This window comes from Acinetobacter sp. YK3 (assembly GCF_001729365.1).
In the GTDB taxonomy this organism is placed as follows: Bacteria; Pseudomonadota; Gammaproteobacteria; order Pseudomonadales; family Moraxellaceae; genus Acinetobacter; species Acinetobacter vivianii.
The window spans coordinates 16,245-37,718 of record NZ_LZPJ01000055.1 but is presented as its reverse complement, the minus strand read 5'-3'; the positions used below and the strand labels follow the sequence as shown (position 1 = coordinate 37,718).

Annotated in this window: 17 protein-coding genes; 11 read left to right on the top strand and 6 right to left on the bottom strand. The window is 41.6% G+C overall.

Annotation, left to right across the window (positions count from 1 at the left end; genetic code table 11):
• The 6 genes from A9Z07_RS05160 to tssH all read right to left on the bottom strand — a co-directional run.
• Positions 1 to 863, bottom strand: an 863-nt coding sequence (locus A9Z07_RS05160; protein WP_069577482.1) for a M15 family metallopeptidase, incomplete at its 3' end; no start/stop codon positions are given.
• A 3-nt stretch (positions 864 to 866) separates the two neighbouring features.
• Positions 867 to 1,463 carry a hypothetical protein gene (locus tag A9Z07_RS05155; RefSeq protein ID WP_069577480.1) on the bottom strand — a complete coding sequence of 199 codons (597 nt, stop codon included), beginning with the start codon at positions 1,461 to 1,463 and terminating at the stop codon, positions 867 to 869.
• An 11-nt stretch (positions 1,464 to 1,474) separates the two neighbouring features.
• The gene (gene icmH, locus A9Z07_RS05150) at positions 1,475 to 2,284 is read right to left on the bottom strand and encodes a type IVB secretion system protein IcmH/DotU (protein WP_004771190.1); all 810 of its coding nucleotides are present in this window, start codon (positions 2,282 to 2,284) and stop codon (positions 1,475 to 1,477) included.
• A 10-nt stretch (positions 2,285 to 2,294) separates the two neighbouring features.
• Positions 2,295 to 3,659 (bottom strand): type VI secretion system baseplate subunit TssK, encoded by a 1,365-nt coding sequence (gene tssK, locus A9Z07_RS05145; RefSeq protein ID WP_062846759.1) that lies wholly within the window; start codon positions 3,657 to 3,659, stop codon positions 2,295 to 2,297.
• Between the two features lie 16 nt (positions 3,660 to 3,675).
• Positions 3,676 to 4,767, bottom strand: coding sequence for a type VI secretion system protein TssA (tssA, locus tag A9Z07_RS05140; protein WP_227516930.1), 1,092 nt, complete (start codon positions 4,765 to 4,767; stop codon positions 3,676 to 3,678).
• 24 nt (positions 4,768 to 4,791) lie between these two features.
• Entirely contained in the window at positions 4,792 to 7,464 is a 2,673-nt protein-coding gene (gene tssH, locus A9Z07_RS05135; RefSeq protein ID WP_069577477.1) for a type VI secretion system ATPase TssH, read from the bottom strand.
• Between the two features lie 375 nt (positions 7,465 to 7,839).
• Here tssH and A9Z07_RS05130 point away from each other — a divergent pair, with 375 nt between their 5' ends.
• From A9Z07_RS05130 to A9Z07_RS05080, 11 genes are all read left to right on the top strand, one after another.
• The gene (locus A9Z07_RS05130) at positions 7,840 to 8,544 is read left to right on the top strand and encodes a hypothetical protein (RefSeq protein WP_005256612.1); all 705 of its coding nucleotides are present in this window, start codon (positions 7,840 to 7,842) and stop codon (positions 8,542 to 8,544) included.
• A 19-nt stretch (positions 8,545 to 8,563) separates the two neighbouring features.
• Positions 8,564 to 9,067 carry a type VI secretion system contractile sheath small subunit gene (tssB, locus tag A9Z07_RS05125; RefSeq protein WP_004771195.1) on the top strand — a complete coding sequence of 168 codons (504 nt, stop codon included), beginning with the start codon at positions 8,564 to 8,566 and terminating at the stop codon, positions 9,065 to 9,067.
• Positions 9,060 to 10,544 (top strand): type VI secretion system contractile sheath large subunit, encoded by a 1,485-nt coding sequence (gene tssC, locus A9Z07_RS05120; RefSeq protein WP_004771196.1) that lies wholly within the window; start codon positions 9,060 to 9,062, stop codon positions 10,542 to 10,544. The genes tssB and tssC overlap by 8 nt, the downstream gene beginning before the upstream one ends.
• Before the next feature lie 51 nt (positions 10,545 to 10,595).
• Positions 10,596 to 11,099: an Hcp family type VI secretion system effector gene (locus tag A9Z07_RS05115; protein WP_004654761.1), complete on the top strand. Its 504-nt coding sequence runs from the start codon at positions 10,596 to 10,598 to the stop codon at positions 11,097 to 11,099.
• 74 nt (positions 11,100 to 11,173) lie between these two features.
• Positions 11,174 to 11,650 carry a type VI secretion system baseplate subunit TssE gene (gene tssE / locus A9Z07_RS05110; RefSeq protein ID WP_004771197.1) on the top strand — a complete coding sequence of 159 codons (477 nt, stop codon included), beginning with the start codon at positions 11,174 to 11,176 and terminating at the stop codon, positions 11,648 to 11,650.
• A 12-nt stretch (positions 11,651 to 11,662) separates the two neighbouring features.
• The gene (tssF, locus tag A9Z07_RS05105) at positions 11,663 to 13,471 is read left to right on the top strand and encodes a type VI secretion system baseplate subunit TssF (protein ID WP_069577474.1); all 1,809 of its coding nucleotides are present in this window, start codon (positions 11,663 to 11,665) and stop codon (positions 13,469 to 13,471) included.
• Complete coding sequence (tssG, locus tag A9Z07_RS05100) at positions 13,435 to 14,430, top strand: type VI secretion system baseplate subunit TssG (protein WP_005256624.1); 996 nt, start codon at positions 13,435 to 13,437, stop codon at positions 14,428 to 14,430. Before tssF ends, tssG begins: the two co-directional genes overlap by 37 nt.
• On the top strand, positions 14,430 to 15,854 hold the full coding sequence (locus tag A9Z07_RS05095; protein WP_069577471.1) for a hypothetical protein: 1,425 nt from the start codon (positions 14,430 to 14,432) through the stop codon (positions 15,852 to 15,854). The genes tssG and A9Z07_RS05095 overlap by 1 nt, the downstream gene beginning before the upstream one ends.
• 28 nt (positions 15,855 to 15,882) lie before the next feature.
• Positions 15,883 to 19,692 (top strand): type VI secretion system membrane subunit TssM, encoded by a 3,810-nt coding sequence (gene tssM, locus A9Z07_RS05090; protein WP_069577469.1) that lies wholly within the window; start codon positions 15,883 to 15,885, stop codon positions 19,690 to 19,692.
• A 37-nt stretch (positions 19,693 to 19,729) separates the two neighbouring features.
• Positions 19,730 to 20,689 (top strand): type VI secretion system-associated protein TagF, encoded by a 960-nt coding sequence (gene tagF / locus A9Z07_RS05085; protein WP_005256630.1) that lies wholly within the window; start codon positions 19,730 to 19,732, stop codon positions 20,687 to 20,689.
• Between the two features lie 2 nt (positions 20,690 to 20,691).
• Positions 20,692 to 21,459 carry an OmpA family protein gene (locus tag A9Z07_RS05080; RefSeq protein WP_069577467.1) on the top strand — a complete coding sequence of 256 codons (768 nt, stop codon included), beginning with the start codon at positions 20,692 to 20,694 and terminating at the stop codon, positions 21,457 to 21,459.
• The last annotated feature ends 15 nt before the right edge of the window (positions 21,460 to 21,474 follow it).

Genomic DNA, 21,474 nt, shown 5'->3' with positions numbered 1-21,474 from the left:
TCTTTAATTGACTTCCAGCGACCACCCCAAGTCAAGCCAACCGATTCGGCGACTTGGCCGTACAGTTCATAACCGCGCATTGCCCACGGATCTCGTTCACTAATCACGACTTTCCCATTGCGTTTAAAGGCGACATCGGCTGCTAGACCAAATTGGTGATAACTTTGATAGCCTTTGGCGCGCGTGGTATTCGGGTTGCCCGCCAGCATGTTTTGGCGATTTGGACTACGATAACCTTCAAGTAGTACCAGTTCATAGCCATGCTGTTCTTTCATGATTTTAAAGACCATGAGCAGACGCTGTTTGTAACGTGGGTTAATTTTATCCCATTTACGATCCACCATTGATGAATCCAGACTGCCATGAGAATGGGTCAACGGCACTTCAATTTGTGAAGCATCAACGCTTGGATCGGTCGTATGTTGAGCCTGATAAGCCTCTTCTAAGCGCGTTGCTTCCACAATCGCATCTTGAATAAGTGTTTCATCGACATCTGGTGGAGGGCTAAGCATTTCTCCATTGAGTAAGGCATAGACCTGTGGATCAGTTTCTTTTAAGTATTCAGCTTCAATCCGTGTTGAACTGATAGGGCGCGTAAACGCAAAGATCAGAATACTGGCAAATAAAAAGAAACCTGCGATTAGGATCCACCATTGTTGCAAATGCCAATGTGATTGTAATTTTTCTGGTGACGCTGCCTGATGCATATGCTCTGCAAATTGCATGGCATTGGCGATTTTCTTTTTCCCGCTTGGAAGTAAGGATTGTAAAAGCTGCGTACATTTGTAACGCAGCTCATAGGACATCAATAAAGTAAGCCCAATTGCAACCCCGACAAAGCAGAGAAAAATAAACCAGATCATGTGTTACTTGAGTTCATTTACAGCAAAAGGCTTCTGGGTAACTTTAATCTGTACGGTTGCATCAGGTGCTTCCGCTTCTGGCTCTTTGGGAGCGACCACTTTAGCAGGCTGAGCTACGGGTTTTACCACTTTTGCTGGCACAGCTTCGCTTTTTGGATGAACTGCTTTTGCTGGAGCTACAGGCTGAGCTGCTTTGGCATTGGGTTCATTGGCAAATGGCGATGCATGTTGTGCCGTTTGAGCAGGCGCAGCAGCAGGTGGCGGAGTGCGTTGGAAGAACTTATTCAGGTCATTACTACCCGGTTGAGTAAAGTTACTGTCTTCTTCTGACTCAGTTGATTCATATTGAACAGGAGCCGCCACTTCTGTTGTCTGTGTCGTTTGTTTGGCACCCGGAAGTACCGTGGTATTTTCTTCTACAACCTGAGTCGGTTCGACATATTCACTAGATGATCCTGTTCCTGTGGACAACATAAAGAAAAATAATGTGGTCAAAATAATCCCTGAAATAAATCCAATCAGTAAATAGATCACAGGAGATAATGTTTTTTTCTTATTTGTCTGTAAGATGCGTAAAGAGGTAGTTCTTTCCTGACTCATACTTCAATCAACTAAGGCAAATGGATAGTAATATGTGCTTCTTCTGCTGGCGCTGAAATCACATTTTGATAGGGTGTTAAAGCATTATGATTTTGTTTGTTCAGCATAAACTTTAAACCTGCGAAGGTCAGCGCTGCGAATAACAATAAGAAAATCAGGATCCAGAAAAATGGCAATTCATGATGAATAATATGTTTGATCTGATCTGGAATCGCGGCGAACGGAGAGAATGCTGCTTTTTTGCCTTTGAGATAATCAATTTCATCACCCACACGTGCAACCAGATGATTGAGGCTTTCAACGGACTCAAGACGATATTTACCTTGAAAACCAAGCAATAAACAGTAATGAAATACTTCAAGCGATGCCAGACGATCTTTGCCGCGACTACGCAATTGCTCTAGAATCTCAAAAAAGCGATAACCAGCAAGTTGAGAGCCAAATAAACTTAACTGTAACGGGCTGATGAGCCAGCTATTTTGCAAGTTAAAGTAGGCAGCATCTTGTTGCGTTGCAATGGTTTCATCAATCAATGCACAAAACGCATATTTCGCATCATGAATATCATCTGCTGAAAATTGCAGTCGCTTCGCCTGTTGCTCAAAACGGTTGAGTAAATCCAGAATTTTTTCACGAAAATCACTTGGATTTGAGGGGATATAGCGATTACGCAGCAAGAAAACTAAATAAAATCCATCATGTAACAGATCAATCAGATTCGTTGCTTGTGCTTTATTTTGTGGTTGGTCAGAGCTAGGTAAGCCTGAACCAATTTTTCCATCATCAAATAAAGAAGGAATACCAGCTGGATGTTGAGTCATTGTTATTCTCTTAACTATTCATTACAGCAATGAGTTCAATACTAATATCTTGGAAACCTGCTGGCACATAGACACAGATGGATTCTGACTCAAGCATACGTTGATAGAGTTCGTGATGCGGTTCAATTTCGAAATAACTCACACCTGAACGCACTGGAATTGCTGTTGGGACTTGCATCAAATGATGCAGTGGAACCGCAGGCAATGCTGCAATCACGCGTTGCTCTACATCAATGGTGCTACCGACTTTAAAGCGTAACGGCACAATCTGGATGAGTTCATGCGTTTGCATCATGCTGCTCGAGACTGCGATATAAAGACGTGTATCACGGGTAATCTTGTCAGACTCAAGGCTGCCGACCCAGTAAGATGGGCGTGTTTCTTTCAAGGCAATGCTGAAATAGCGGCTCGAAATAATGGTATCCAGCAAATCTCTCAGAATGACATCGAGTTGCTGGAAACTGTCCTGTAACTGATGGTGCTTATAATGCGGTAAATGATCGACATCATAAGCGGTTGAGAAGGTCAGCAGGGAACCAGTCAGACGCAATAACTCAGAGAATAAACGTTCTGGATGAATTTGCGGATAATGCAGTAAATGATTCAATCCCGCATAGGCCGTATTCAAGGCATTGATTAACCAGAATGAAACGATATCTCCTGAACGGAACTCAATCAGTTTTTGCTCGTTTTCACGGTTATTGCTTTGAATGGTTTTAATCTTGGCCTTAATTACATTCAACGTGCGTTTTAAGTTGTTGATTAAAGACTCTGACGCAGCCACATGTAAAATTGGTGGAATGAATTTGCTATCCAGCTCAAATGTACCTGAACTTTGGCGTTTTAATCTTCCTACAGCTAAATACAAGAAGCCATCAAGATTCTGGGTCGGTTGAACATGCGGATCAAGCAATTTAAATTCTGCACGACGACGCAACAAACTTAGCTCAGCAGGGCTGGCATCTGTAAACAGGTCGTGTGTTTCTGACAGATAGTTATGATAACGACTCGACAGGGAGCGTGTCTCATCGGCAATATTTTTCTTATTTGCCTGCAAAATTGGCAGGGCAAGGTAAACAATCATTTCACCTTGCAGATTTAAATCATCCAGCAATAGTGGTTCTGGTAATAAATCTTGTGCTGGTGCATGGTAGATCTCACCATCTTGCCAGATGATCTCAGCTTCTTCTAAAGCCAGAATATGGGTTGAAAGCTGTACTTCATCAAATTTGAGCTTTTGTACGCCATAAGCATGCGGAATTAACGCCCGAACCGTATGATTCAAGCGTTGCTCGTGGTACGTATCCTGAATCTGGAAATGCTGAGGACGTAAAAACAGGCCCTCACCCCAAAGAATTTTCTCTGCTTTAAACATATCGATTTACCAACAATTATTCGTATTCATTCTTTGGTTGCACGCCGAGCGTATCTTGCAGCATTTGTAATGGATGCTCGTCTTTAATCACTTGGGTTAACCATTCATGCAGCGGCATTTGGCTCCACTTAATGGTTTTTTGCAACATATAGCTCACAGGACTATGCGGTTCATTCTTTTGGAAATAGGTCGCGATTTCCTGTAAAACGCGCATCGCTTGCTCACGATTTTCAACATGCGATTGAACTTGGGGCTGGAAGGTTGGTTGCGCCTGAACCGCAGTCGGTTGAGTCGTCACGTTTTGTGTTGTCGTGGTCATAGCGGGTTCACTGTCAGTCGCCACGGTTTGAGTCACTTGCTCAAACTGTTCTGTTTTATAAATTTTCTTAAGACTAATATGAATATTATCGAGACTAGAGTCAATTGCAGCAAAGCTTGGTGAATCTAAGCCAAGTAAACCATCCAGCACATTTTTCAGTGTCGACCACTGTTGAAAAATTTCGGTAAAATGTTGATAGTTTTGGCGCTGGAAAGCTTTATCGGTACTGAGTAAAGCTTGCTCAAACTGTTCTAGCTCGCTTGTACTGCTCGCACTTTCATAGTCATCACTTTGTTTACGACGGATATTTTCATGGTAAAGAAAATTATCATAGTCGAGTAGGTGATAAAAAGGTGCGTGATTGATCAAAGGAACTTTTTTAATCAGCAATGGTAACTGGTTAATTAAACCCTGTAACAGCCCAATACGTTGATCCAGATCATTATCTTCTACTTCTGGATGAAGTGTCAGCCAATACTGCTCAAGTAAACGGTGACTGAGCTCAAGGCTCTTCGCGATACCTTCGAAACCATATAGATTTGCCCAGGCTTCAGAAAGCCAAGTGAGAATACGGATATCTTTGCTTTTGGTTTGCAGTAAATCAATCGATGTTGCTGCAACAAAATCCCAATCTGCCTGTTTCGGTTCCGTGACCCAATCGCCTTGATCAAGCAAAAGATCATCTTGAGTTCGGGCCTTTTTAATGGCATGGAACTCATTTGAAAAAGAGTAATCTTCACCGCAAGGTGATTGCTCATTAATCGGTGTCAGTAATGGGTTAATATCCATATGTATCACAGTGTTGGCTCAATCTTAAATTTCAGCTTTCGCTTTTTTGCTGGTACGCTTTTTCGTGGTTTTGGCAACTGGATCAAGTTGATAGATGATTTCATCATCTTTGGTATCAATATTGATCAGTTTCGGCAGTTTATGATCAGCCAGCGCCACCAGAATTTCTGTTGCCAGCGCTGGTAAAACGGTCGAATTTAAAATGTTGTCCACATTTCGCGCACCACTATCGACTTCAGTACAACGACTTAAAATCAGTTCAATTAAATCTTCTGAATATTGAACCTGAGTTGCATATTGTTTTTCAATACGCGCAACAATCTTGCCAAGCTTATGTTTGATGATACGAACCAGCAAATCATCATGTAAAGGGAAGTAAGGCACGATTCGCATACGGCCAATAAATGCTGGCTTAAACTGTTTATATAAGCTTGGCTTTAAATGCTCGACCAAGTCATCCGCATTTGGCCATTCTTCTACAGGCTGATTTAGGCAAGCTTGCATGATGGCGCTTGAGCCCGTATTCGAGGTCAGGATGATGGTGGTATTTTTGAAATCAATTACTCGACCTTCACCATCTTCTAAAGTCCCTTTGTCGAATACCTGATAAAACAGTTCCTGAACATCGCTATGCGCTTTTTCAATTTCGTCCAGAAGCACAACACTATAAGGATTACGACGTACCGCCTCAGTTAAAACACCGCCTTGACCATAACCGACATAACCTGGAGGCGCGCCTTTTAATGATGAAACGGTATGTGCTTCCTGATATTCAGACATATTGATGGTGATGAGATGCTGTTCACCGCCATATAACTCATTAGCCAAGGCAAGGGCGGTTTCAGTTTTACCCACACCACTTGGGCCGATCAGCATAAATACACCTTGCGGTTTATTTGGATCTTCCAGCTTGGCCTTAGAGGTCTTGATGCCTTTTACCAATTGATTTAATGCATAATCCTGACCCATGACGCGCTCGCCTAGCTTATCTTCAAGGGTTAGAATCTGTTTAATTTCATCATTTATCATATTGCCAACTGGAATACCGGTCCAGTCTGAAATAATCTCATTGATGATACGTGCGTTGACACGCTCAAACACCAGTGGTGCCTGACCTTGTAACTGAATGAGTTCAGCTCTTAATGCTGCAATTTGTGCATTATTTTCATCATTATTATCTTGCGTGCTGAGCTGCTGAATCTGTTTGACCAATGCCAGTTCTTGCTGCCACTTAAGCTCAATATCCTTAATTTCTTTATCTAAAGAGGCCAATTGCTGATTGAGATCTTCCAAACGTTCGTGATGAATCGGGAAGTGCTGATGCTCATTGGTCAAAATTTGCTGTTCTAATTTCAGGTTGTGCTGTTGCGCCTTTAACTGATCTAAAACGACAGGTTGGGCATTTTGCGTCAAGGCAACACGAGCAGCCGCAGTATCAAGCACACTGACTGCTTTGTCTGGAAGCTGGCGACCACTGATATAACGATGTGACGCTTGAACGGCTGTAATAATGGCCTGATCTTCAATATGCAGATTGAAATGATTCTGCATGACAGGAATCATGGCACGTAACATATCAATGGCGACTTCTTCAGTTGGTTCTTCAATCTTAACCACCTGAAAACGACGACTTAAAGCCGCATCTTTTTCAAAGTATTGCTTGTATTCAGCCCAAGTGGTTGCAGCAATTGTTCTGAGTTCACCACGCGCCAAAGCTGGTTTAAGCAAGTTGGCAGCATCATTTTGACCTGCCTGACCACCAGCACCGATCAGCGTATGAGCTTCATCAATAAATAGAATAATCGGATGAGTTGAAGATTGAACTTCCTGAATCACTTGTTTCAAACGATTCTCGAATTCACCTTTAACACTGGCACCTGCCTGTAATAAGCCCATGTCTAAAGCATGCAAGTGAACGTTTTTAAGTGCTTCTGGCACCAGACCTTGTGCAATCTTTAATGCAAGACCTTCTACAACCGCTGTTTTACCTACACCAGGTTCGCCCGTCAGAATCGGGTTGTTCTGGCGACGACGCATCAGGATATCGAGCATTAAACGAATTTCAAACTCTCGACCAATAACAGGATCAATTCCGCCTTGTTTTGCTTTCTCTGTCAGATTAATCGTATATTGATCCAGCGCAGGTGTTTTTACCGTCGTTGTAGCGGTGGCTTGAGTGTCATCTGACGATAGGTCAGATGCAGCAGAGGGTTCGGTTGCAGGCTGTTCCGTGCTTTTTCCGCAAATATCCAGAAACTTATGTTTCATGGTATCAATTGGGAAAAGCTCAAATAGACTAGACGCTCGGAAAGCGATCTGTTGTAAATCTGGCGCAGTGAGTAGGGCGATCAATAAATGACTGCTACGAATCACAGGTGTTTGTTCAGCCGATGCTAACAACCATGCTTGTTCAAATAATCTTACAATTGATTTAGCAAAAATAGGGGTGCGGGTATTGCCTTTTGGTAAAGAACCGATGGTTTCTTTTAAATCATTAATTAAGGCTTCAGCAGAGATATTATTTTTTTTTAATAAAATGTGTAAATCATTGGCAGGAGTTTGATTTAATAACTCAACCAGTAAGTGTTCAATCTCAATCTCATAGTTTAATTGGTTAATACAGTAATTTGCTGACTTTTCTAATGCAGTACGAGTAGGAGGTGATAGTTTTGTAATTAAAACCTTTAAGTTACTCATTTAATACTCACAGTAATTTTTAAATACCAAGTTCTATTCGGTACGTATTAACTTGATATGGTTGTTTTCTCTTAAAAATATTTTTTGAATAAAATCAAAAACTTAGCTAAACTCTACACGAGTATACAGATTATTCTACAACAAAAAATGTCACTTTTAAACAAAAAATGCACGCTATTTAAGTTTTTTTTTACAAGAATGTCTGTCATGAAACTTTAATAATGTTAATAAACGTAACTGGTATTGACTTTATGTGTGTTTTTTTTGTTAAATTCGCGGAAATGATGTAAATGTACAAAAATTGACGAGTAAGAGGGTTTTTTAACAATAATTGTCAGCTCTTCAATTATAAGTTAAATAATGACGAGGCATATTTTGAAAAAAGGTATTGTAATATCAATTCTTTGTATAGCGACTGGTTTAATCGGCAATTCAGTTTATGCTGAAGAGCAGGCGGCGAAACCAATTAAATTAAAAAGCAAATGTATTAAACAGAATCCGTTGGTGGCGAACCAAACGGATCAAACGCTATTGGGAATTTATCAACAAGTTTGTGATAAAGATAATGCTTCACGCGTCAATGACCTGTTAGCTCAAGCAGCAATGCGCATGTATGAAATCAAGCAGCCAATGAATGCCTTGAAACTGGCAACACAATTACAAGAGCAAAATGTACGTGGCGCGGCGTTAACCGATGTTGCTTTTCTAGCGAGTGTTGAACTTGCCAATGAAGCCCTTCAGCATATGCGCTCAAGTGAAATGCGTTACTTAAGTAATGAATTGACTTACCCACCTGCAAAACAGTTGAGTGACAATATCCGTGCGGCGGTACCAGCACCTGATACCTCAACCAGTAAAGCAATTACTGACGAATCTTTGAAAAAAGAGGTTCGAAATACGTCGTCGAATACAAATACTCGACGTACAACAAACAGAAAAGCACCTACAACCCAACCAGCACGTAATAATGTAACTCGTACAGCTGCGCCTAAACGACAGGCGCCTGCGACACCAGCAGTTACTAAACAACCAAATACTGTTCAAAAGACAGGTTCGAATCCTTTTGATTCGTTGAAATAATAAGCAAGGGTAAAAAGTTATGGCAAAGAGAGAAAGCGTACAGAAGAAACTGCAACGCATACGTCCTCCTCGTGTTCAGCTGACATATGATGTTGAAGTTGGTGATGGCAAAGAGTCAAAAGAACTCCCTTTTGTTGTCGGCGTTATGGGTGACTTCTCAGCAGCATCTGAGTTAGAGAAAACCAAATTAAAAGATAAGAAATTTATCAATGTCGACCTCGATAACATTGATGAAGTTATGGAATCACTGGCGCCACGCGCAGCTTTTCAAGTTGAGAATACCTTGACTGAAGAGGGTGGTCGTATGTCTGTTGATTTGACGTTTAATTCAATGGAAGACTTCCGCCCAGAGCAAGTTGTACAACAGGTTGATCCATTACGTAAACTGGTTGCTGCGCGTGAGCGTTTAACTGATTTGCGTAACAAGATTTCAAACAGTGAACGTTTAGAAGACTTGCTAGATGAAGTATTGAAAAATACTGATCAAATCCGTCAATTGAGTGCGGAGGCTGACAATGAGTAATTTACAAGCTGCCGCTGCGGCAAATAATGTAGAAGCTGAATCAGCGAATCTACTTGACTCAATCGTTGAGCAAAGCCGTATTGCACGTAATGATGATGAGCATGTTCGTGCAAAAAGTCTGATTGGCGAGCTCGCGAAAGAAGTGATGGCGGGAACCATTACGGTTTCTGAGAACATGACGCTATCGATCGATAAGCGTATTGCTGAAATTGATGCATTAATTTCGAATCAGCTTAGCCAGATTATGCACCATGAGCAATTCCAGAAAATTGAATCGACATGGCGTGGTCTTTACTATTTCTGCCAAGAAACACCTTCTAACTCAATGATCAAGATTCGTATGTTAAATACGACGAAAAAAGAGTTGGTGAAAGACTTTCAGGGTGCTACTGATTTTGATCAAAGCACACTGTTCAAAAAGATTTATGAAGAAGAATATGGCTCATTCGGTGGTGCACCGTATGCAGCCCTGATTGGTGATTTCGAGTTTGATCGTACGCCATCAGATATGTATTTACTGGAACAAATTTCTCATGTTGCTGCAGCAGCGCATGCGCCATTTGTTTCAGCTGCAAGCCCAAGCATTTTAGGCCTTGAATCATTTACTGATATTGATCGTCCACGTGATGTTTCAAAAATCTTTGAAACAGCGGAATACGTTCAATGGCGTTCTTTCCGTGATAGTGAAGATTCACGTTACGTTGCATTGACTATGCCACATGTCTTGGGTCGTCTGCCATACCATCCAAAAGAAGGGACTGCGACTGAAGGTTTCAACTTCATCGAAGATGTCTCTGGTGAAAACCATGATGATTATTTATGGATGAATGCGGCATATGCCTTTGGTACCCGTTTAACCAATGCATTTGATATGCATGGCTGGTGTGCTGCGATTCGTGGTGTAGAGGGTGGTGGTCTAGTTGAAGGCTTGCCAGTACATACCTTCAAGACCTCAGATGGCGAAGTGGTATTTAAATGTCCAACTGAAATTGCAATTACAGACCGTCGTGAGAAAGAACTGAGTGATCTTGGTTTCATTCCTCTCGTTCACTGCAAAAATACAGACTACGCTGCTTTCTTTGGTGCGCAATCGACGCAGAAACCGAAGAAATATGACAGCGATACGGCCAATGCCAACTCTGCACTTTCGAGCCAGATCCAGTACATCATGGCAGTTTCACGTATTGCACATTACTTAAAAGCAATGATGCGTGACAAAGTCGGAAGTTTTGCATCTGCGGGCAATGTTGAAGCCTTCTTAAATGAATGGTTATCTCAATATGTCTTGCTAGATGATGGTGCATCTCAAGAAGCAAAAGCACAATATCCGCTTCGTGAGGCATCTGTAAAAGTTGTAGAAGATCCAGCTCAACCGGGTCACTACAAGTCTGTGGTTTTCTTAAGACCACATTTCCAGCTGGATGAGTTGTCTGTTTCTTTACGACTCGTGACTGAACTACCTCAGTCCTCAAATTAACAATGAGATCAGCTAGATAATAACTTTAAATAAAATAGAGGTAATTTTTAAATGAAAGATATATATGTTGAGTTTCGTGGCAAGTACAAGGTAGACGGAGAATCTCGCGATTCTGAACACAAAGGTTGGCTTGAAGTTAACTCTTGGTCTCATAACATTCGTCAACCAAAATCTGCAACTTCAAGTAGCGTTGGTGGTCATACTGCTGAACGTGTTGAACACTCAGACATGATCTTCGTTAAAGATTTGGATGCAACTAGTCCAAAACTTTGGGAAGCTTGTTCAGCTGGTTATACATTTGATGAAGTACAAATCGATTACTACCGTGCAAATGGTGACAAGCGTATCAAGTACTTACAAATCAAATTGAAACACGTTCTTGTTTCAAGTGTAACTCCAACTGTGAATGAGGAAGGCGTTCCTACTGAAACATTTGGTTTGAAATATGCTGCTGTTGAGTGGACATATAACCAACAAGACATTAACGGTACTGCGAAAGGTGCTGTTACTAAGAAATGGTCACTTTCTAACAACACAGCGTCATACGCTGCGTAATAGAAATCGTGATGTTCTAGTAGAGGTTAATAGTTGCCTATTAGCCTCTATTTTTCCAAAATATTGTTCTTAAAATGAATTTAGATCATTTATATCCTTACGGTTTCCGGTCAACTTTGTTTGATCGTCTGGTGCCTGAGCAGGAAGATTATTTAAGAGGAATGTCGATTCAGCAATTACGAGAGTCTGTCGCTCGTGATCTGGAAGACTTGCTCAATAGTCGGATTGCACAATTTGATCGTGATATGGATGAATATCCACTCGCCAAGAAATCTATCTTGCAGTTTGGAATTATCGACTTCGTTGGCCTATCAACAGCCAATCCCCTAGATCGGGATAAAATTTGCCAGTCAATTGAGCAGTCAATTGCAGCACATGAGCCAAGATTGAGACAGATAAAAGTAGAAATGTTATTAGATGGTCACAATATGGGTTCACTTTGTTTAAGCATTCAAGCTTACTTAAACATACATCCTTTATATGAGCCGGTGTTCTTTGACGCTTTACTCAAACCCACAACACAACAATATGTTATTTCTGCCAGAACTTAGTGTGAGCGAACTGTGATAGAGCAACTTTTACCGTATTATGAAAAACAACTACAAGAATTCGGTCAACAATCCAGAGAGTTTGCGCAGAAGTATCCAAAAATTGCGCAGCGACTTTCCTTAAATCAGGAACAGATTGATGACCCGCATATTGAACGGTTAATTCAAGCTTTTTCCCTGATCGCTGCACGTATTGATAAAAAATTAGAAGACAGTTACGACGTATTTACTCATTCTTTGTTTGAGGTGATGTTTCCTCAATATTTACGTCATTTCCCCGCGTGTACGGTTGTTAGCTTTGAAGATATTAATAAACTAAAACAGCTTACGGCTGCCCATATTATTCCGCAAAAAACAGCTTTGAAATCGCGTAGCTTTAAAGGGGTTCAATGCGAGTTTAATACCACCAATGATGTTCACTTATTGCCGATTTCATTGACACAGTTAGACTTTCAAACCTCGCCAAGTACCCACATGCATTTGAACCAGAATGCCACTTTGAGCCTGAAATTTGAAATTTTTAATGATGCACAAAAGTGGATATTAGATGAGAAATTGCCGATTTATCTGGATGCAATTTCAAACTTTCCGTTGCAGGTTCTGGACAGTATTTTCCGTAAAGATACTGGCTTTGCCATACGTGTTGGGCAGCGCGTGGTAGAAATCAGTAATCCATTTGAAGTGATGGGTTTTACCGAACAGGAAAGCCTGTTACCGATTGATCAGCATACCCATCATGCTTATCGTTTACTGATGGAATATTTTTGCTTCCCTGAAAAATTCAATTATCTGAATCTGGATTTAAGCCGCTTAAAAGGATTGCTTAACCAGCAAAATCAGTTTGAAATACTGATTCATCTCAAACTGAATTTAAATGATCAGGCGGTAGTACGGAATTACTCTGAGCTGAATATCGCCAACTTTAAGTTATTTACCACACCTGCCATCAATCTGTTTGAAAAACAGGCTGAGCCGCAGAAAATTTCCCATACCCAATTACAATATCCATTGATCACCGATGCGCATCATCCTGAGCTTTATCAGGTCTATTCGGTGATTGAAATGAATATGGTGCGTGAGAAAACGAATCAGGAACAAACTCATCTTCCTGTATTGCCATTTTTTGCGATGAGCCATTACCAAAACGATAAAGTACAGTTCTTTTATTCGCTGAATTACGTGCCTGCACAAAATAAAACCACACAAATGGGCTATTCAATCGTTTCAAAACATTTGAAACCTTATGAAATTAAATCAGATTTTATTAGTACCCGCTTACTTTGCTCAAACGGTGATTTGCCGCATGAGGCTTTAAGCCAAAGTAATAATATCCTGAATCTGAATGACAGCAGTCTGGCACGACGCGCATTGATTTTAAAGCGCCCGACATCGCCTTTCCATTTTGACAAAAATAAAAATGAACAGTGGCGTATTATTTCCCATCTTTCACTCAATACTTTAGCATTGATGAAAGGGGATGCCTTGAGTCATGTCAAAGAGCTGTTGGCCTTATATAATTTACCGCATTCAAAAGAAAATATTTTACTCATTGATGCGCTCAAGCAGCTGAGCTTTTCAACCACCAATAAACTGGTGAACTCTAAACCTTTCCCGATGTTTATTCGCGGGGTGAAAGCTGAACTTGCTGTTAACAAGAGCGTATTTAGAGGCCATAGTTTATATATTTTCAGTCAATTGCTTAGCCATATTTTTAATCTGAAAGTTCAGATTAACAGTTTTGTCGATGTGGTCGTGAAAGACAGTCTTAATCAGCAGGAGATATACCAATGCGTGCAGAACGTTGGTGGCAAGACTCTTCTGTAGTCGACCAGATTTTTAAAAAAGCAGGCTCATTTGAGTTTATTCAGTCGACGCGTTTATTACGTCATTTACCTGTACCATCGCGTCAGCAGGATTGGTCTGATGACTTTAAGTTTGGAACGTCATTCAGTTTAAGTTTCCCTGCGACCGAAATTGAAGAACTGAGCTATCAGGATGAACGTATCCATTTGACCAATCTGGTGGTCGGTCTCACCGGTACACAGGGTGCACTGCCTTATACTTATACCAATAAATTAAAGCAGAGTTCGCGTCAGCAACGTCAGGAAATTAAAGCATTTTTAGGCTTGTTTAACCATAAACTCACGACAAAATATGTTGATGCCAGCATCGCCTATAATCTCCCTGTTCGTTATGAGATTGAACAAAAAAATCATTATCTCGATATTTTACATGCCTTAAATGGTTATATTCGTTCCCAGCACGAACAGCATGATCTAGACGAATATTTTGCTGAATTTTCTGGCTTGATGCAGGGACAGAATAATACTGCGCATGCCTTGAAAACCATTTTGGGACGTGTCTTTGATACCCAAGTCCAGATTCAGGAATTTATCAAAGAAAAATTCCAGTTGGGCGATGAACAGAAAACCACTTTAGGCGGTAGTCATCCAAGTTTACTGGGCATTAATACTTTCTGCGGGGATACCGTTGAGCAAATTGACGGAAAAATTGAAATTCAAATTGGCCCATTAAACCGCGAACAATATTTGGCTTTTTTACCGAATCAGCCGCTGAATAAAAAATTAAAAGATCTGATCCAGACTTGGTGCAGTCCGACGCTCTTTATTGATGTGCGGTTAATTCTTGATAAAAATGAAATCAGTCCGATTTGTCTGGATTCATCCCATGAAATGGGCTTGGGGCAGGGTGCATTTTTAATGCCATCAGTGCAGTTACAACATAACAGTGAAACGCGTTATGCGCTTTTAGGAGCTGCATAATGATCAAGAAAATACTCGCGACTTTAATCACCTGTTTTATTCTGGTTGCACTGATTGTGATCTTCTATTGGAGAGATACGCAATATTTACCCGAATCAGCCGACCTGATTAATTACTTCCTGATTCTGCCTATTGTCATTACATTTGTGTTGCTTTCGCCTTGGTTGATTTATAAAGGCTACCAAAAATATAAAGAGAAAAAGCAACAAGCTTTGGTCGCTGAGCAAAATAACAATACAGCAGAAGATGAGCAAGCACCTGTCGCGCAAGAAAGTAAGTGGTTGAATGTTAATTTGTATTCCGCTGCCGCTTATAGTGCATTGGGTGAAAATGATGCCATCCTGACAGGGATTAAAGAATTTGCCAGTCCACAGCTCGATCCACATTTATTGAGCTTTCAGGGATTGCCGATTTTATCCTATCGTATTGAAGAGCTGGATCAGCAAGTCCGTCAGGATGAAGAGGATGAATCGCAGTTTTTATCTATTCGGCAACAGCGGATCATGGCGCTGATTCAGCATCAGATTGAACAGCACAGTGATATTCTAGTTTCTATTTCAGACCATTTAAAGCGGTCTAGTCTGTTTTATGAAAACCAGAATTTGCATGAATATCGTATGCATCCTGCATGGATTGACCCGAGTTTTTCGGGAGAAGAGCACAGTGAAGAGATTCAGATCGAGCAGGTTTATCGCTTAGATAAGCTAAATTTACATATTTTGCTGTCTGAGGATGTTGTTCATACATGGAATGACCAAAGTAGTAATGAAATGATCCAGACGATTTTCTATGATCTGGGCATCATTCCACAAAAATTCCATATTGAATATCATTTTATCAGTGCAGCATCGACGGATCAGAATGTGGTCGAGTTAATCGAACGGATTCAAAAGCAGCCCAATGAAATTTCATTGATCATTACTGCAGACTCGGAAATTGATCAGGAAATCGTAGATGAAAAGGTATGGGGCTTGAGTGCCTATACGCCTGCTGAATTTGTCGGTAGTAGTTGTGTGGCGCATCCAGATGTACAACTGCTACAGCAACAGCCTTTAAAAACGTTAAAGCTGGTCTCTCATCAAAATAATTTAGACCAAATATTCAAAGAGCTAGAAATACATGATTTACCACAATACCAAGATGAAGAACCTTTTGTACTGGTGGTCGAGGATGGCACCGATATCAAGGTGGTCAAAAAGCTGGATCAGTTTTTTGCACAAAGCCCAGTAGAGCAGCATCATTATTTATATTGTAAACCTGCTGCTGGGAATACCCAGAACGTGGCAAAAGTTTTTGGATTGATGTTGGGGGCACATCTTCCAGATCAACAAGTTGCCTTTGTTTATGGACAAAATTTAAAAGCATTTATTCAAACTTTCCCAGAGATCTCACCAGATCCGGAAAGTGTAGCAATTGCTGATTGATTAACTTTATTAAGAATTTGAGAACTCAATGTATACCATTTTAGGTTATCTGTGGCAGTACATCACTAATCCTAAGGCAATCATTGCTTTGTCCTTATTTGTGGCGCTTATTTCTTCATATTCGTCGATTCCGCGTCATATCTTCTGGGCGCTGGCGGCGACTTATGCTTTGGGCCTGATTGTGTATGGGATTTACTGGTTGATCCAGAGAAAACGCCATGCGGAACAAGGTGAAGAACTTGCCAATGCGATTGAGCAGGACAGCAAGGCTGAGTACGGACAACAAAAAGATAAAGCCGAACTACAGCTAATCCAGCAGCAGATGAAAGAATCGATCCAGTTGATTCGCAAATCTAAACTGGGTGATAAAAAGGGCAATGCGGCTTTATACGAATTGCCTTGGTATATGGTGATTGGTAACCCGGCCGCAGGTAAGAGTTCGGCAATTTATAATTCTGGATTAAAGTTCCCATTTGAAGAAACTCATCAAAAGATGGTTTCTGCTGGCCTAAGCGGTACACGTAACTGTGACTGGTTCTTCTCAACAGAAGGGATCTTACTCGATACCGCAGGCCGTTATTCGGTGTACTCGGAAGATCATTCTGAATGGTTGGGTTTCTTAAATATCTTGAAGAAGAACCGTTCTAAGGCACCTGTGAATGGTCTGATCGTGATTGTCAGTATTGCTGAATTGATCAGCCAAAGTCCTGAAAACTCATTGAAACTGGCCAAGAATTTACGTGCCCGTATTCAGGATTTAACCGAGCGACTTGAAGTCGTTGTTCCGGTTTATCTAGTGTTCTCTAAAATGGACTTGATTGCAGGTTTTACCGAGTTCTTCGATTGTTATGAATCACAGGAATACAATCAGGCTTGGGGCGCAACGCTGCCGTATGAGCAAAACTCATCTCAGAATGCCGTCGAATTATTCGAAAAACATTACAGCATTCTTTACGATGGTCTCAAAAGCGTCAGCACCACGCATTTAAGTCGTCGTCATTCGCAAAATATTTCTCCAAGTGTGATGACATTCCCGCTGGAATTTAAAACCTTAAAACCTGCATTAAAAAGCTTTATCGGCACTTTGTTTGAAGATAACCCGTATCAGTTCCAACCTGTGTTCCGTGGTTTTTATTTCACCAGTGCTTTGCAGGAAGGCATTATTGAAAGTCCAATGACGGAAAATATTGCACAAGAGTTCCAGCTTCAGCAGATTCAGGCCAATGGTCAGGAGGGCGTGAGTCCATCTCTTGCACCAAATCACGGTTATTTCTTACAAGGTCTATTCTCGAATGTTATTTTGCGAGATAAGGACTTGGTCAAACAGCATATTAATCCTGCGAAAAAGCGTCAGCGCTATATTGGGTTTATTGCAGCGCTGGTCGGCGTTTCACTGGTCTTGGGCGTGTGGGTGTGGTCATATCGCAATAACCAGCAATTGATTGCAGATGTGCAGGCCGATTTAGATAAAGTGGTGCATTTGGAAAAAGCCTCAGGCCAACAGCTTTCAACTCAGCTTGAAGCTTTACTGATCTTGCAGGAACGCTTGCAACAGCTGGATGAGTTCAACGATCATCGTCCACTCAAATTCAGCTTTGGTTTGTACCAAGGCAATCAGTTACGTGAGAGCTTAAAAGCAGAATACTTAAAAGGGATCAAGCAGATTGTTCTGACGCCGACCCAACAAAATATTGCTCAGTATTTGCAACGTGTAAAAAATAATGAAGCAACCCTGAAAGCCAACCACGTTAATGTGGAAATCAAACAGGTTGCCAAGACTCAACAATATCTGGAGCCTTCGGACAGTAATCCGCAAGATGCCTATAATGCATTAAAAGCCTACTTAATGATGAGCAATCCAGAATATATGGATAGCAGTCATTTAAGTGATCAGGTATCGCGTTTCTGGCGTTCTTGGCTAGATGCTAACCGTGGTCAGATGCCGCGTGGCGAAATGATTCAGGATGCGGAAAAAATTCTTTCTTATGCCATGACATTGGCAAATCAGGAAGGTTTCCCTGTGCTTGAAACAGATGCGCAAGTGGTTGATCAAACACGTCAGGTACTCTTGTCAGTCATTCGTGGCATGCCAGCACGTGATCGTGTTTATAACGAAATCAAGATGCGTGCAGCAGTCCGTTTCCCTGCGGTGACCGTTGGACAGATCGTCGGTGAGCAAAACCGTTCGATTGTATTGGGCAGCTATGCATTACCAGGGGTGTTTACACAAAAAGCATGGGATGAATATGTTGAAAAGGCGATTGATGACGCTGCGAATAAACCAACAGACAGTAAAGACTGGGTGTTGAATAGCCGTCAATCTGATGACTTAACCTTCTCTGGTAGCCCAGAGCAGATTCGTAAACAACTGGTTGCATTGTATAAGCAAGAATATGTGACGGAATGGAAGAAGTTCCTGAGCGGTATTTATTATGCCAAAGCCGATCAGTTTAGCCAGCAAGTCAAGACCATTGATATCCTGGGTGAACCACAAAACTCACCAATCCGCACCTTATTACAACGTATTGCTATCGAGACCAACTGGGATAACCCGATTGTACAGGCTGAGCTTGCTGTACCTGAAAAAGGTTTTGTGGCTTGGTTCAAGCGTAAAGTATTGAATAACTCGGATGACAAAGCGGCTGCTCAAGCGGTGAATAAAGCGCAAGGTGCAATTTCTCAAGAGTACCAAATGTTCTATCAACTGGTGCGTAAGCGCGATGATTTACAAGATAAATCTCTGTTTGATGAATACATGAATAATCTTGCGCAAGTACGCAGCAAGTTTAATGATCTGAAAACAGCAGGCGAGATTGGCCCAAGCGCGATGGCCTTGGTGAAACAAACCATCAATGACCAAACTTCAGTTTTCAACATCACCCAGAAATATGTGGATGAGAAAATGATGGTGGGTCTTAAAGATACCGATCAGCAATTATTACAAAAGCTGTTGATGGGGCCGTTGACTCAATCGTTTGCCAGCTTGATTGCACCGACACAAGATGAGTTAAACAAATTGTGGGGCATTCAGGCGTATCAACCATTCAAAACCAATTTGAGCCAGAAGTATCCATTTAACTCAAGTGTAACTTTACAGGCAACCAGTAATGAAATTGGTCAGATCTTTGGTGAAACAGGTAGCATTGCACGCTTTGTCAAAGAAGCCTTAGATCCATTTGTGATTCGCCGTGGCTATGTGTTGACTTCTAAAACCTGGAAAGACTTGGGCATTAGCCTGAACCCACAATTTGTGATGGCATTCCAGCAATATGTCGCACCAATCAATGGTATGGCGACTGGTAGTCTGGATCAGCCAGCCGCTGCACCTGTGTCAAATCAATCGAACTTCCAGTTCTATCCATTACCGAATCCACAGTACTTGTCGTACACCATTGATATCGATGGTCAGCGTATGGTGTTTGAAAATGGCATTCAGCAATGGGTGAACTTCGTATGGCCGAATCAGGGTGCGATTCCTGGTGCTCGCATTACAGCAGTGGATCTTGAAGGTAAGACCCATACCATTTTCGAAGAGCCAGGTGAATATGGTATTAACCGTTTAATCGATGCGGCACAGCGTAAAGAGCAAAATGGTAGCTTTGAAATGACATGGACCAGCAAAGCTGAACCATCGTTAACCTTAAAAGTGAACTTCCGCCTGATTAGTGGTAATAGCTCAGGCAATATCGGCTCAAGCCGTGGTTATGCTGGCCTGCAACTGGTAGATAAAGTGGTGACAGAGAAAGCGGTACGTGTGGTTTCTGCGCAGGCAACACCTGCGGGTGCTGCACCTAAACCACAACCAGCTGCACCTGCTCAGCCGGGGGTAACACCGTAATGTTAGGGACAATCACGGAACATCAGGAGGTGCTGGGATGCAACAAGTAAAGACGACACCTTTGTATTACGGAAAGACACCCGCGCGTGGTGACTTTCTAAAATCTAAAGGACAATATGCATTGATTCAGGTGCTTGATCAATGGATCACAGAAGCACTTGAACATGCCATGCGCGCGCCTGACTTCAAACAACGTTATGAGTCTTTGCCTGCCTTGGATTTCTTTATCGCCAATCCTGCTGAGCCAATGTTTCTGGCCGCTAACCTGATTGCCAGTCAGGACAGCTCAGGGCGAGCATTTCCGATGGTATTAAGCCAGCTACTGGAAGTCGAACAACCGTATCAGAATCTCTTGCTGGCGCCGTATTATTACAAGTCGGTATTGGTTGATCTGTTTCAGCGTAATCGGGTATTACGCAGTATCCGTGATACCAACATCATGTTGGAAAAGCTGAATAATCTGCCTAATACAGTTCAGTTATTTACGCCGACCGAATGTAATGGTTTCTATGAAAACCACACCATGCACTCATTTGCGCAATTGATGAAGATCAATGTCTATGAACTTGCGCAAAGCATGATTGGGCTGGGGCTTTTACTGCAACCAATTTTAAAGAATGGCACCAGTCGCTTAAACAAGGTGTTAATCCTGCCGATCAATAATCATATGTATTGCTATGAAATTGCTGCCTTTTGGGTGGGCATGATTGGACGATTCTTAGGAATTAACAATACTGAAATCCTGATTGGTATCTTGCATCGTGAAGAACCAATTCTATTTATTGGTTTTCAGGGCGCAGATATCATGGCATTGAGTGATATCTTTACCCAGAATATGCAGAGTGAACACTGGGTTTCATTGATTCAGGCGCAATGGATCGATGCTTATCTGGAGCAAAATGCTGGCCTAGCTACACTCGAACAATCACTTTGTCAGCGTCAGATGAGCCTTAACCAAGGCTTAAAGCTATTTCGACAAACTTTTTTAGATGAATAAATATGAGAAATAATTCGAAATCTTTATGGGCTGGTTTGGTCTTTGGTTTAACCGTCTTCGGCCAAAGTGCAGTGCTCAATGCGGCTCCAATCGTCGTGGAAGGTGTGGTGCCGAATGATGCCAGCAAACAGGCAATACTGGTCAAGATGCAGTCTGTTTATGGTGCAGATCAAGTGGTCGATAAAATACAGGTTCGTCCAGTTTCAGCGCCAAATGGATGGAGTGATTCCGTAACGCGTGTGATTACACCTGACTTGAAAAAGGTCAAGCAGGGGCAATTGCGTGTGAGAGGAACACAAGTTGAATTAACGGGAAAAATGACCGATCCTAATGATATTCAGCCGACCACCAATAATTTTCAGGCTTTAGTGCAGCAGCCTTATCGTTTTAATGCACAGCTTTCTGTGAATCAGGCAGAGCAAAAAATTATCGATGATGCACTTAAGAATCGAATCATTGAATTTGAATCAGGCAGTGCAATCCTGACCGCGGCAGGGCAACAGATTCTGGATGAAATGGCGGTGGCTTTAAACAAGGTTGGCGGCAAGAAAGTCAAAATTATTGGACATACCGATAGCTCTGGTGATGCCAATAAAAATACGGTACTAAGTCAGCAACGTGCTGCTGCGGTACAAAGTTATCTGGTCAGTAAAAGTATCGCTGCCGACCGTTTGAGTACGGAAGGTAAGGGTTCTAGCCAACCCGTTGCTGATAATGCAACAGCAGATGGACGTCGTAAAAACCGTCGAATTGAATTTGAAGTGCTTTAACAGTTTAAATACCTA